10 protein-coding genes are annotated in these 13433 nt (G+C 69.5%); 8 read left to right on the plus strand and 2 right to left on the minus strand.

Annotated features, from left to right (window positions below; translation table 11 throughout):
* Nucleotides 1-1248: a M20/M25/M40 family metallo-hydrolase gene (locus JNX00_RS16055; protein WP_204742870.1), complete on the plus strand. Its 1248-nt coding sequence runs from the start codon at nucleotides 1-3 to the stop codon at nucleotides 1246-1248.
* 67 nt (nucleotides 1249-1315) lie between these two features.
* On the opposite strand, the gene JNX00_RS16060 is transcribed toward JNX00_RS16055, so the two are convergent.
* Both JNX00_RS16060 and JNX00_RS16065 read right to left on the minus strand, forming a co-directional pair.
* The gene (locus JNX00_RS16060; protein WP_204742871.1) at nucleotides 1316-2689 is read right to left on the minus strand and encodes a hypothetical protein; all 1374 of its coding nucleotides are present in this window, start codon (nucleotides 2687-2689) and stop codon (nucleotides 1316-1318) included.
* 2 nt (nucleotides 2690-2691) lie between these two features.
* Nucleotides 2692-3609: a hypothetical protein gene (locus JNX00_RS16065; RefSeq protein WP_204742872.1), complete on the minus strand. Its 918-nt coding sequence runs from the start codon at nucleotides 3607-3609 to the stop codon at nucleotides 2692-2694.
* A 224-nt stretch (nucleotides 3610-3833) separates the two neighbouring features.
* Here JNX00_RS16065 and JNX00_RS16070 point away from each other — a divergent pair, with 224 nt between their 5' ends.
* The 7 genes from JNX00_RS16070 (at nucleotide 3834) to JNX00_RS16100 (ending at nucleotide 13335) form a co-directional block, all read left to right on the plus strand.
* Complete coding sequence (locus JNX00_RS16070; protein WP_204742873.1) at nucleotides 3834-6110, plus strand: NADP-dependent malic enzyme; 2277 nt, start codon at nucleotides 3834-3836, stop codon at nucleotides 6108-6110.
* Between the two features lie 297 nt (nucleotides 6111-6407).
* Nucleotides 6408-7442, plus strand: a complete 1035-nt coding sequence (locus tag JNX00_RS16075) for an ABC transporter substrate-binding protein (protein WP_070397494.1) — start codon at nucleotides 6408-6410, stop codon at nucleotides 7440-7442.
* Nucleotides 7443-7505: 63 nt separating this feature from the next.
* Nucleotides 7506-8342: an ABC transporter ATP-binding protein gene (locus JNX00_RS16080; RefSeq protein WP_070397493.1), complete on the plus strand. Its 837-nt coding sequence runs from the start codon at nucleotides 7506-7508 to the stop codon at nucleotides 8340-8342.
* A 7-nt stretch (nucleotides 8343-8349) separates the two neighbouring features.
* The gene (locus tag JNX00_RS16085; RefSeq protein WP_070397492.1) at nucleotides 8350-9126 is read left to right on the plus strand and encodes an ABC transporter permease; all 777 of its coding nucleotides are present in this window, start codon (nucleotides 8350-8352) and stop codon (nucleotides 9124-9126) included.
* A gap of 191 nt (nucleotides 9127-9317) precedes the next feature.
* Complete coding sequence (locus tag JNX00_RS16090) at nucleotides 9318-10352, plus strand: hypothetical protein (RefSeq protein ID WP_204742874.1); 1035 nt, start codon at nucleotides 9318-9320, stop codon at nucleotides 10350-10352.
* 41 nt (nucleotides 10353-10393) lie between these two features.
* Nucleotides 10394-11224: an urease accessory protein UreD gene (locus JNX00_RS16095; RefSeq protein WP_204742875.1), complete on the plus strand. Its 831-nt coding sequence runs from the start codon at nucleotides 10394-10396 to the stop codon at nucleotides 11222-11224.
* A 119-nt stretch (nucleotides 11225-11343) separates the two neighbouring features.
* Nucleotides 11344-13335 carry a hypothetical protein gene (locus tag JNX00_RS16100; RefSeq protein ID WP_204742876.1) on the plus strand — a complete coding sequence of 664 codons (1992 nt, stop codon included), beginning with the start codon at nucleotides 11344-11346 and terminating at the stop codon, nucleotides 13333-13335.
* The last annotated feature ends 98 nt before the right edge of the window (nucleotides 13336-13433 follow it).

A 13433-nucleotide genomic window follows, 5' to 3' on the forward strand; every position in this document is an offset into this window, starting at 1 on the left:
ATGACCGCCCACACCCAACTCGACGCCTGGATCGACGCCCACTTCGACGAGCAGCTTGCCTTCCTGCGCGAACTCGTGCGCGTGCCCACCGACTCGCCGCCCGGCAACAACGCGCCGCACGCCGAGCGCACCGCCGAACTGCTCGCCCCCATGGGCTATGCCGCCGAGAAGCACGCCGTGCCCGAGGCCGAGGTGAAGGCCGCCGGCCTGCAGAGCATCACCAACCTCATCGTGCGCCGCCGCTTCGGCGAAGGCGGTCCCACCATCGCGCTGAACGCGCACGGCGACGTGGTGCCCCCCGGCGAGGGCTGGACCCACGACCCCTACGGCGGCGAGATCGTCGACGGCGCGATGTACGGCCGCGCCACCGCCGTGAGCAAGAGCGACTTCTCCAGCTTCACCTTCGCGCTGCGCGCGCTCGAATCGCTCGGCGCGCCACTCAAGGGCGGCGTGGAGCTGCACTTCACCTATGACGAAGAATTCGGCGGTGAACTGGGTCCTGGCTGGCTGCTCGCCAAAGGCCTGACCCAACCCGACCTGATGATCGCCGCCGGCTTCAGCTACCAGGTGGTGGTGGCGCACAACGGCTGCCTGCAGCTCGAAGTGACGGTGCAGGGCGAGATGGCGCACGCCGCCATCCCCGACAGCGGCACCGACGCGCTGCAGGGCGCCACCCACATCCTGAACGCCCTGTACGCGCTCAACCGCGACTACCTGCAGGTGCGCTCCAACGTCGAAGGCATCAGCCACCCTTACCTCAACGTCGGCCTCATCAGCGGCGGCACCAACACCAACGTCATCCCGGGCAAGGTGGTGCTCAAGCTCGACCGCCGCATGATCCCCGAGGAAGATCCCGCGCAGGTGGAAACCGCGCTGCGCGAGACCATCGCGCAAGCGGCGGCCAGCTTCGACCCGCCGCGCGGCGGCAAGGCGCTGCGGGTCGAGATCAAGCGCATGCTGCTGGCGCGCGCCATGAAACCCCTGGCGGGCAACGCCGCCCTGGTGAAGGCCCTGCAGACCCACGGCGAGCAGGTTTTCGGCGAACCCATCCCCGCCGTCGGCACGCCGCTCTACACCGACGTGCGCCTCTACGTCGAGCGCGGCATCCCCGGCGTCATCTACGGCGCCGGCCCGCGCACCGTGCGCGAGTCCAACGCCAAGCGCGCCGACGAACACGTGCGCCTGGACGACCTGCGACGCGCCACCAAGGTCGTCGCGCGCACGCTGCACGACTTGCTGCGGGCCTGAGGGCTTCGCTCGCTGACGGGACCACGCGGGGCGGCCGGGCGCTGGCAGGCCCGCCGCCGACCGGCCCCTAGCGGCTGGTGGTGTCCGGGACGTTCTGGCGCCACGTGTAATCGAACTTGCAGAAGTACTCCGCCACGAAGACACCCGGCATGGTGTTGGACACCGAGTTCTTCGCCAGTTCGCAGCCACACGGCCCCATGCCGATGAAGTCGTTCTTGCTGCCGATGAACCCATCGCGGATGGACTTGGTCCACTTGGGGCACCAGGCGTCGGCGTTCTTCTTGCCCGTGACCTGGCTGTCCCACTGGTCGGTCCGCACCTTGGGCAAGCCCGGGTAGCTACGCTGGCCGCCGCCGGCGTTTGGCGCGGGCGCCTGGGCGTTCCCGGGGCTGGTCGCGCGGGCGGCGGCGTCCCCTGTTGCCGCGGCCTGTGGCGTCGCGGCCGGCCGCGACGGGGCGCTGGTCGGCCGGCCCGGCGCGGCGGCGTTGTCCGCGCTCCCCTGCAGCCGGCGGAACTCGGCCACGGAGATCGGCGTGGGGGCGCGGCCTGCGGCCGCCGCCGCGGGCGGACGCGCACCGGGCGCCATGGGCGAGCGCTCGCCGCGGATCAGGCCCGTCATCGAGTCGAGCGTCGCGCGGTCGGCCGCGGCCATGGCGCGCGCGCTGCCATAAATGATGGCGGCGCCGGCCGCGACGTTTAGGATGGTGTTGAAGGCCTCCCGGCTGGCGCGCCGTTCCTCGGCCAGTTCCGCCGCATTGGCGGCGCGGTCCGCCACGAAGGTGGAGCGCAGGCTTTCCAGGTAGTCCGGGCGGGCGCGGATCAGCCGGATGTCCGCTTCGGGCCGGGTCGGCTCGCTGATGAACAGCCCGCGGACCACTTCGTCCAGCTCGGTGTCGATCCTGGCGCCAACGAAGACGAAGGCGCCCGAGCGCAGAAAGGTCTTGCCGTAGCCGGGCAGCTCCACCGAATCGCGGATGGGGATGTAGTCGAACTCGCCTTCCCAGAGGATGCCGCGCGTGTCGGTGTAGGTGCCGCTCTTGTACGAGGACACGGTTTCCCGGGTGAAGGGATTGCTCACGGCGAAGAAGGTCCCGGAGAACGAGGCCACGCGCGGCGCCTGGCTCATGGCCAGCGAGTCCTTCATGCAGGTGCGGATGATCGTGCCCGACACCGGGCGCTTCTGCGCGTCGTAGGTCAGGGCGTGCGTCCTGTCCGGCTGGCAGGGCCAGCGGATCTGGTACGTGCCGGCCATCTGTTCGCCATGGGCGCGCGCCCCGGTGATCTCGGTGCCATCGAGGTAGCGCAGGGTCCCGATGCCGTTGCGGCAGTCCCCTGCGATGCACTCGGCGTGGGCCGGGCGCTTGAATTCCGCTTCGGTGTAGCTCCGGCTGGCGCAGCCCGCGACCAGGCTCGCCAACAACAGGTGGATCAATGGGCGCATGCTCAGTCCGCCGGGCAGGTGTTGGTCAGGACCTTTTCCCCCTCCTGCCAGCACACCGTCGAGGCCGCAATGGGGAACTGCCCCATCATGCCGGCGAAGGTCTGCTGGGGCCCGTGAAGCTTGCCGTTTCGCCGCAGCGTGCGGGAGTCGTGGTGCCCGGGGCCGCCAAACGCCCCATAGCCGTCCTCGACCACCTGCCCGTCCGGGCGCGAGAAGCGCGTGCGGGTGGTCAGGCTGAGCGCGCCATCGACGGTGGTGCGGGCGATGGCCACCGAGGTTTTGGGCGTCGGCCCGGCCACCGTGAAGGCCATGAAGAACACGGTGGATATCTTGGGCTTGGGCTGCGCCGCCATCATGTCCGCGGTCGCCCGGTCGGCGTACTCCGTCTGCTGCGACAAGGTGGTCCCCGTCACCAGCACCGCGCCGTCCGGCCGGCCCTGCAGGGCCTGGGCCCGCACGCGGATGAGGTTGTGGTACTTCAGCGTGATCTGGCTGCTGCCGACGGTCTGGTCGTATTCGACCCAGAACTCGACGGGGCCCGACAGCTTGCCCCCTTCGCATTGGGCGCGCACCGGCGTGACCACCTTGTTGGCATACACGATCCTGCTGGGCGGCATGCCGCCGGAACGCGCGTCGTTCACCAGTTCCGCTTTCGCGACCGGGTCGTTGTCCGAGTCGACGGTGTTCGCGAACACATCCAGTTCGGCCGGGGACACGGCACAAGGCCAGGCCAGCGCGTCCTTGGGCGCGGCCAGCGCGACCGGATGGGCCATGTACCGCTGGTATTCGGCGGTTGCCGCCGCCATCAGCGGTTGCAAGGGCTCGTCCTTCAGTGCCGGGAACGCCAGGGCCTGGCCGCACCACAAGGGCAACGCCAGCAAAAGGTTCGCGCGCAGCGCGTGGGAAGGCTTCATGGACATGGGCATGGGTCTCGATGGGCTAGGACCACCCAAGCCTATTGAGCGGGGGCGCGCCGCCGAATAGTGCAGATGCACCATGGACCCGCCGGTCCGTTGCCCTCCGTGACGCGGGTCACGCCTTGCCCTGGGAGACTTCAGCGCGAGGTCATGCCCGGACCCGGCCGAACCCATCGTGTCCTCCTGCGACAATCCGCGCTCGCAACCGGTCCATTGAGGAGACAAGCATGACCCCCGCCGAACAGGCCTTGCGCGACGCCGCGCTGGAGTACCACCGCGCGCCCCGCCGGGGCAAGATCGCCGTCACCCCGACCAAGCCGCTGTCCAACCAGCGCGACCTGTCCCTGGCCTACTCGCCCGGCGTGGCCTATCCCTGCCTGGAGATCCAGGCCGACCCGAACAAGGCCGCCGACTTCACCAGCCGCGGCAACCTGGTGGGCGTGATCACCAACGGCACGGCCGTGCTGGGCCTGGGCGACATCGGCCCGCTGGCCGGCAAGCCCGTGATGGAGGGCAAGGGCTGCCTGTTCAAGAAGTTCGCCGGCATCGACGTCTTCGACATCGAACTCGCCGAGCGCGACCCGGACAAGCTGGTGGACATCATCGCCGCGCTGGAGCCCACGCTGGGCGGCATCAACCTCGAGGACATCAAGGCGCCCGAGTGCTTCTACGTCGAGAAGAAGCTGCGCGAGCGCCTCAACATCCCGGTCTTCCACGACGACCAGCACGGCACCGCCATCATCAGCGCGGCCGCGCTGATCAACGGCCTGGAGCTGGTGGGCAAGGCCATCGGCGACGTCACGGTGGCCGTCTCGGGCGCGGGCGCCGCCGCCATCGCCTGCCTGGACGTGATGGTGGGACTGGGCGTCTCGCGCGATCGCATCTACGTCTGCGACTCCAAGGGCGTGCTGTACCAGGGCCGCCCCGGCGGCATGGACGAGTCCAAGCAGCGCTACGCGCAGGCCACCGACAAGCGCACCCTGGCCGACGCGGTGAACGGCGCCGACGTGTTCCTGGGCTGCTCGGCCCCCGGCGTGATGACGGCCGAGATGGTCAAGACCATGGCCGCCAAGCCCATCATCCTGGCCCTGGCCAACCCCGAGCCCGAGATCCGCCCCGAGCTGGCCAAGGCCGTGCGGCCCGACTGCATCATCGCCACCGGCCGCAGCGACTACCCGAACCAGGTCAACAACGTCCTGTGCTTCCCCTACATCTTCCGCGGCGCGCTCGACTGCGGCGCCACCCGCATCACGGAAGAGATGAAGCTGGCCTGCGTGCGCCAGATCGCCGACCTGGTGAAGAGCGAGACCAGCGAGGAAGTGGCCAACGCCTACGCCGGCCAGGAGCTGAGCTTCGGCCCCGATTACCTGATCCCCAAGCCCTTCGACTCGCGCCTGATCCTGCGCATCGCGCCCGCCGTGGCGCAGGCCGCGGCCGACTCCGGCGTGGCCACGCGGCCCATCGCCGACATGGACGCCTACCGCCAGCAGCTCGGGCGTTTCGTCTACCAGACCGGCATCCTCATGCAGCCGGTGTTCAACGCCGCCAAGGCCCAGCCCAAGAAGCAGCGCGTGGCCTACGCCGACGGCGAGGACGAGCGCGCCCTGCGCGCCGCGCAGATGGCCATCGACGACGGCCTGGCCCACCCCATCCTCATCGGCCGGCCGGCCGTGATCGAGGCGCGCATCGCCAAGGCCGGTCTGCGCATGCGCCTCGGCGTGGACGTGGAAAACGTCAACCCCGAGGACGACCCGCGCTTTCGCCAGTACTGGGAGCACTACCACCAGCTGATGGGCCGCCAGGGCGCCACGCCCGAGGTCGCCAAGGCCGCGGTGCGCCGCTCCAACACCATCATCGGCTCGCTCATGATCTCGCTCGGCGACGCCGACGCCCTCATCTGCGGTCTGGTGGGCAGCTACATGACGCACCTGGAGCGCATCGACAGCATCCTGGGCCGCCGCGAAGGCGCCAAGCTGTACGCCGCGGTCAACGCCCTCATGACCGATCGCGGCCCGGTGTTCATCGCCGACACCTACGTCAACGAGGACCCGAGCGCCGAGGAGCTGGCCGAGATCGCCGCCATGGCCGCGCACGCGGTCCAGCGCTTCGGCCACCAGCCGCGCGTGGCCTTCCTGTCGCACTCCAGCTACGGCTCCAGCAAGCGCGCCTCGGCGCGCAAGATGGCGCGCGCCCGCGACCTCTTCGTGGCCAGCCACCCCGGCATCGAGTGCGACGGCGAGCTGCACGGCGACGCCGCGCTGCAGCCCGAGATCCGCAGCGCCTACCTGGCCGAGAGCAGCCTCACCGGCTCGGCCAACCTGCTGGTGTGCCCGAACCTGGACGCGGCCAACATCCTCTACAACGTGATGAAGACCACCACCAGCGGCGGCGTCACGGTGGGCCCGGTGCTCATGGGTGTCAAGGGCGCGGTGCACATCCTCACGCCCGCGGCCACCGTGCGCCGCGTGCTCAACATGACGGCACTGGCTGCGGCCCAGGCCTGAGTGCGGCGCCCCCCGGGACCGGCCCGGGGGTGCGGCGCACCACATCGGGGTAACAATGCGCCCCACGGCGGTGCCCACACCGCCGTGGGGCGTGCCATTTCAGGGTATGTCTGGATAACCCCGACCCGACCCCGCACGGAGAATGTGTATACAGATTTCGTGTGCAAAAAAGGCCACGGCCACCCCGCCGCCAGCGGCCGCGCACTGGCACCGATGTTGCTATCCGTTCCGCATGGCCCGCCGGCCCCCGCCAGCGGCGCCTATCCCCAACGACGACTCGCAAGCCTTGGAGAAACCATGAACAAACGCCGCTTCCTCCAGACCACCGCCGCCCTGGCGCTGGCCGCCAGCTTCGCGGGCGCCGCGCACGCGCAAACCCCTATCAAGTTCCAGCTCGACTGGCGCTTCGAAGGCCCCGCCGCCCTGTTCCTGCAGTCCGCCGCCAAGGGCTACTACAAGCAGGCCGGGCTGGACGTGACCATCGACTCCGGCAACGGCTCCAGCGGCGCCGTCACCCGCGTGGCCTCGGGCACCTACGACATGGGCTTCGCCGACATGGCCGCCCTGATGGAGTTCCATGCCAACAACCCCGACGCGCCCAACAAGCCGGTCGCGGTGATGATGGTCTACAACAACACGCCGGCCGCGGTGCTCGCGCTCAAGAAAAGCGGCATCACCAAGCCCAAGGACCTGGAAGGCCGCAAGCTCGGCGCGCCCGTGTTCGACGCCGGCCGCAAGGGCTTTCCCATCTTCCAGAAGGCCAACCACATCAACAGCGTGAGCTGGACCTCCATGGACCCACCGCTGCGCGAGACCATGCTGGTGCGCGGCGACATCGAGGCCATCACCGGCTTCTCGTTCACCTCGCTGCTCAACCTGGAAGCGCGCGGCGTCAAGACGGAAGACGTGGTGATCCTGCCCTTCGCCGAACACGGCGTGAAGCTCTACGGCAACGTGATCGTGGCCACGCCCAAGCTGATCGCCGAGAACCCCGGCGCAGTGAAGGCCTTCCTCTCGGCCTTCGCCAAGGGCGCCAAGGAAGTGATGGCCAATCCGGCCGCCACCATCGAGACCGTCAAGGCGCGCGACGGCATCATCAACGTGCCCCTGGAAACGCGCCGTCTGCAACTGGCCATCGACGCCGTGGTGGCCAGCCCCGACGCGCGCCGGGAAGGCTTCGGCCAGGTCGTGCCGGGCCGCCTGGCCCTGATGGCCTCGGAGGTGTCGGACGCCTACGCCACCAAGACCCGCGTCGACCCGTCCAAGGTCTGGAACGGCAGCATGCTGCCCAGCAAGGCCGAACTCGACATCCTGCCGCCCGCGAAGAAGTAAAGCCCGCGCGGACCGGGGCCAGCCTCCCCAGCGGGTGGCTGGCCCTTCTCACGAAAGAAGCCCATGTCGACCAACGCCCCGCCCAACGACGCCGCCTTCGTCGATTTCGACCAGGTCTGGCTCGCCTACAACGAGGACCTGCTGGCCCGCAAGGTCTTCGCCGTCGAGGACATCAACCTGAAGGTCCAGCGCGGCGAGTTCATCGCCATCGTCGGTCCTTCGGGTTGCGGCAAATCCACCTTCATGAAGCTCACCACGGGCCTGAAGATGCCCAGCATGGGCCAGATCCGCATCGACGGCCAGCCCGTGACCGGCCCGCTGAAGATCTCGGGCATGGCCTTCCAGGCGCCCTCGCTGCTGCCCTGGCGCACCACGCTGGACAACGTGCTGCTGCCGCTGGAAATCGTCGAGCCCTACCGCCACCAGTTCAAGGACCGCCGCAAGGAGTTCGAGGAGCGCGCGCTCAAGCTGCTGGAGAGCGTGGGCCTGGGCGGCATGGGCCAGAAGTTTCCCTGGGAGCTGTCGGGCGGCATGCAGCAGCGCGCCAGCATCTGCCGCGCGCTCATCCACGAACCCAAGATGCTGCTGCTCGACGAGCCCTTCGGCGCGCTCGACGCCTTCACCCGCGAGGAGCTGTGGTGCACCCTGCGCGACCTGTGGGAAGCGCAGCGCTTCAACGTCATCCTGGTCACGCACGACCTGCGCGAATCGGTCTTTCTCGCCGACACGGTGTATTGCATGAGCAAGAGCCCGGGCCGATTCGTCGTCAAGCGCGAGATTCAGATTCCGCGCACGCGCGAGCTCGAAGTCACCTACACCAAGGACTTCACCGACGTCGTGCACGAGCTGCGCGGCCACATCGGCGCCATGCGCAAGGCCGGCGCCGTCATCAACCAATGAGCGCGCCATGACCAGCCAACAACGAAAGAACCTCGAGCGCTTCTCGCCGCTGCTGCTGCTGATCGCGATCGTGGTGGTCTGGGAACTCATCACCGTCGGCTTCGGCGTGTCCGAGTTCATCTTCCCCAGCCCCTCGCGCATCTGGGAACAGACGCTGGAGCACAAGGCCACCATCATGGGCCACGCCTGGCGCACCTTCTGGGTCACCATGGCCGGCTTCGGCCTCGCCATCGTGGTGGGCGTGCTGCTGGGCTTTCTCATCGGCAGCTCGCGCCTGGCCTACGCGGCGGTCTATCCGCTGATGACCGCCTTCAACGCCCTGCCCAAGGCGGCCTTCGTGCCCATCCTGGTGGTGTGGTTCGGCATCGGCGTGGGCCCGGCCATCCTCACGGCCTTCCTCATCAGCTTCTTCCCCATCATGGTCAACATCGCCACCGGCCTGGCCACGCTGGAGCCCGAGCTGGAGGACGTGCTGCGCGTGCTGGGTGCCAAGCGCTGGGACGTGCTCACCAAGGTGGGCCTGCCGCGCTCCATGCCCTATTTCTTCGGCTCGCTCAAGGTCGCCATCACCCTCGCCTTCGTGGGCACCACGGTGTCGGAGATGACCGCCTCGAACGAAGGCATCGGCTACCTGCTGATCTCCGCCGGCTCGTCCATGCAGATGGGCCTGGCCTTCAGCGGCCTGCTGGTGGTGGGCGTGATGGCCATGGCCATGTACGAGCTGTTCAGCTTCATCGAGAAGCACACCACGGGCTGGGCGCACCGGGGCTCGCAGGGCGGCTGAAGAGCGATCTGGAAACCTTGACCGCCAGGAGCCGCGTGGGAACCGGCTCCCGCCGCGGCGACCACAGAGCGCGGAAGCCTGCCGCACGTGCGGGCCAACCACCGCAATGCCCCGTTGCCATGAAGCGCTCAAGCCATCTCCTCAACCCCTTGTTCTCATCCCACAGCCCATGGACGCTGGCGTCCGTGCGCGTGCCACACCCCCTCGCCCGCATCGCCCCCTGGAACACGGCCCTGCCAGCCACGCGGGCGCCTTTGGACAGCGCGCTGCGCGACGCCCCGCCGCTGGTGTGGGGCGATCACCACCCAGGCATGGGCGACCAGCCCGTGCGCGGTTCCCAGCCGGTCTGCCTGCCCCCCACCGAGACCTTGCCGCCCCTGTTCCAGCCCGTGGGCGACCTGAGCCACATCGGCCAGCGCGCCGAACAGGTGCTGCTGGACGCCGCGTCGGATCCTCCGCATTTTCTCGACACCCTGAAAGGGCTGCTGGGCCCCGCCCGGCAACTGGCCGAACACCGCCAGATCGACCCCACGCAGGGTGCCTGCCTGGAACGGCTGCCGATCACCGCACTGGCCATCGCGCACCAGCAGGGCCTCACGCAAGACGCCGAGTACCTGAAGGGCCTCGGCGCGCTCGCCCTGGAGCACAGGGAAGGGCTTTCGCTGGGCGAACAGTGGCGGCTGCTCAGCGACCTCGAGGCCGCGCTGCAGGACCATGCCGACACCCATGACACAGGTCTGTCGCCGCTGCCCGGCCAACGCCAGGCGCTGGAACAAGACCCCTTCGTCGCCGACTTTCTGCCGCGCGACCCGCGCACCCTGGGAGAGGCCTCGTTGGAGGAAAAAGAGGCTTGCCTGAAGGCGCTCGTGAACCAGCACCCGCCTTGCGGCCCTTTCTTCGTCGCGCAATGGGCCTGGGCGGCCAGGCACTGGACGGAACCCGAGTTACGCCCCTACCTGCTCGACGGTGTCAAACAACTGCTGACCGAAGCCGCCAAGGGCGTGCAGGGCAACCACCCCTTTCGGGGCACCTTCCTTTTCGAGCGATTCCCCGAGCGTCTGCTGATCGATGCGTTCTACCGCGTGGGCGGGCCCGACAACGCCAAGCTGCTCCAAGTCCCAGCGCTGACCGACCGGAGCCGGAGCTTGCTCAACCACTACCTCCAGAACACCGACATTCCCGAGGCGGATCGCCAGCGACTGCGGCACTGGCATTCGATCGACTGAACCACCGGCGGCGGCCCGGCACCCGCCCCTACACTCGCCGCATGCCCTGGCACGCCACCCTCGACCTGAGCTACCGCCGCGACGGTCCGCGCACCACGCTGCGGCACCGGCACGACGGACCGCTGCGCATCCTCAAAAGCCTCTACCCCGAGGGCGAGGGCGTCTGCCACAACGTGATCGTTCACCCGCCGGGCGGCCTGGTCGGCGGCGACACCCTGGACATCCGCGCGCACGCCGAGGCCGGGGCGCACGCACTCATCAGCACGCCTGGCGCCACGCGCTTCTACCGCAGCGACGGGCCCGAGGCCGCGCAGCGCGTGCAGCTGCGCGTGGACGAGGGCGCGCGCCTCGAATGGCTGCCGCTGGAAGCCATCGCCTACCCCCAATGCCGGGCGCGCAACGCGCTCACCCTGGAGATCGCCCCGGGCGGCGAGTGCCTGGGCTGGGACGTCTGCGCCTTGGGCCTGCCCGCCGCCGGCCAGGCCTTCAGCCAGGGCAGCCTGCTGCAGGAGTTGCAGTGGCCCGGCGTGTGGCTGGAGCGCGCGCGCATCGACGCGAGCGACACCCGCCTGCTCGACAGCCCCCTGGGCCTGGCCGGGCAGCGCGCCCTGGGCACGTTGTGGCTGGCGAGCGGCGAGCCCTGGCCCAGCGCACGGCGAGAGGCACTGCTCGACAGCGTGCGCCTGGCCCTGGCCGGCGCGGCACCCGAGGTGCGGACCGGCGCCACCTGCCCCGACCCGCGCCTGCTCCTGGTGCGTGCGCTCGGGCCGCAGGTCGAACCGCTCATGGCGGTCTTGCAGCGCGCCTGGGCAGCGCTGCGCGAACAAGCCTGGGCGCTGAGCGGCACCGCCCCCCGCATCTGGCGGGTCTGAGACCGGCTCCCTCGGGACACGGCGGCAACGCCGCGGCGGGCCGGCGATGGCGTGGCGGGCGACAGGAACCGCCGGCCAGGCGGCATCACTCACCAGCACGCCAGTCCGCCCTCCCCCTCATGCGCAGCCAAAGCATTCCCCCCCACCTGGTCGCCACGGGCCACCTCTTGACGCCAAGCCCCCGCAACTCAGGCTCGGCACCGCAGCACCCGACGATCGGGCATGCAGCGCCCGACGACACCCAACGGGCAGTCCCTGGCGCGCAGGCGGGGCCGGACCAGGAGCCGCCCACCCCCGACGACGGCATCGCCAGCTCGCTGCACCGCTTCACCACCGCCTTTTGCCAGCACCCCAACGACCCCAACGGCGAAAGCCTGCTGCTGGCCAACCTGCTGTCGCTGGTGCCTCGGATTCAGACACAGGCCCACATGAACCTGTGCGTTGGCGCCCTGGACGGGTTCGCGGGCATACCCAACATCGGCGCGTTCGAGCAGCGGTTGAATGCGCACGCCGAACGCCAGCAGCTCCTCGGGCCGGACCGGGTTCGCATCGATGCCCGCTACAGCAGCACCCTCTCGCTCGACCTGCTGGCCGGTGGCCAGGGCGATCGCTGGACCTTGAACTGGGCCGGCGCCATCGAGCGGCTGCTGCAGCCCTACCGCGACTGGTTGGCGACCGACGCGGGGCAGCGCTGGAACACCCACGTGCCCCCGGGTTTGCTGAATGCCTTGACACAGTGGCTGCCGGCCATGAAGGAGCAGTCGGCGAGCCTGAAGCAACTGCTGGCGTTTCTCGAGGGGCTGAGCTGGCTGCCTCCCGACAACGCCTTGACGGAATGCCTGGTGGCCGCGACGCTGGAACACAGCTTGCGCCTGCTTGTGCAGACCGCGCTGTCCGAGGTGGTGTCGCACAAGCGGGCAGAAGATGGGCGCCTGCTCCAGAACATGCAGGGGCTGTGTGTCCCGCTGGCACTGAAGCTGTTGTGCCAGCCCTGCCGCCACACGGTGCCGTTCATGGGCATCGACGCCGAAATGGCGAGGCTGAAATCGGCATACGACAGCGCCATGGCGAGCGCCCCCGTGGTGGCACCCGAGCCCGGTCTGCAGGACAGCCGTCTCCCGTCGCGGACCGAGGCGGCCAGGCAGCTGCTCGACGCGGCCCTGACACTGCTGCCCCACGTCGCCTCGCCCGCCGATCTGCTCAAGGTGAAGGTCGTGACGAACTACCGTCGGAAGGAGACCCATCCGGGAGACTTCGACCGCCGCATGTTCCTGCAAAAGCTGCGCTGGGCCTTGGGCATTCCCAACCTGGCCACCGATCTCGGCCTCCTGGACGACGACGTGCTGGTGTTGAATGTCCTGCGCCTTCTGCTGGTGGCGCCCCAGGCCCCGGCTTTGCTCAATACCTGGGGCCCGTCTGCCGATGCCTGGAACCCACTGAAGCAGGCCATGGACGAGGAGCTGGTCCCGCCCCCCTACCTGGACACGCCGCCGCCATCGGACGCCCTGGACAAACAAGTGCAGCTGGCGCTCACCTGCACGCAGCGCGCCCCCGATGCCCAGGCCCTGGTCGAGGCGCTCCTGGTGGCGCTGCGCCGCCTGCCGGCGCCGGGGCAGGACAGGGTCTGTCGATCGGTGCGGCAGGCCTTTGGCGCACAGGAAGCGACCACGCTGGCCGTGGTCGCGCACGCCGAGCCCTCTGCCGCGACGTTCAGCGCCGATCGGCCCCCTGCCGTGAACACCCCTGCCACCGCGGCGACGCCAGAAACCGGGACCGGCTTCTCCACGCGCCTTCAACACGCGCAAGAGGTCTTTGAGCGCTCGCCGAGAGGCCTCAACTCCGGTCAAGTGTTCATCAACGCCCTGAGCGCCGCCGTCCACGCGATCGCGTCGCCCGATCAGGTCGACCAGCTGTACATGGCCACCGCCTCGTTCATGCGGCATCTCAAGTCACGCAACAACCAAAAGAGGCAGGCTTTCGAAGACCAGCTGCGCAATGCCCTGCGCGCGCGCATCGACGACGTGCGACGGAACCATGGCCTTGAGACCGACCCCGCGGTGCACACCACCACCTTCGCGGGCGCCCTGTCCACGCTGCGCGCCTTGCTCTGAGACCGCCGATCGACGAATCTGCGCCGCTCGCACCGCGCTTTTTCCCGCACCGGCCCCGGTGCCCAGCCCGCAGAATCCCCAAACGGCCCCCTGCGGGC

The sequence above is a fragment of the Hydrogenophaga sp. YM1 genome (assembly GCF_016903055.1).
Taxonomy (GTDB): domain Bacteria; phylum Pseudomonadota; class Gammaproteobacteria; order Burkholderiales; family Burkholderiaceae_C; genus Hydrogenophaga; species Hydrogenophaga borbori.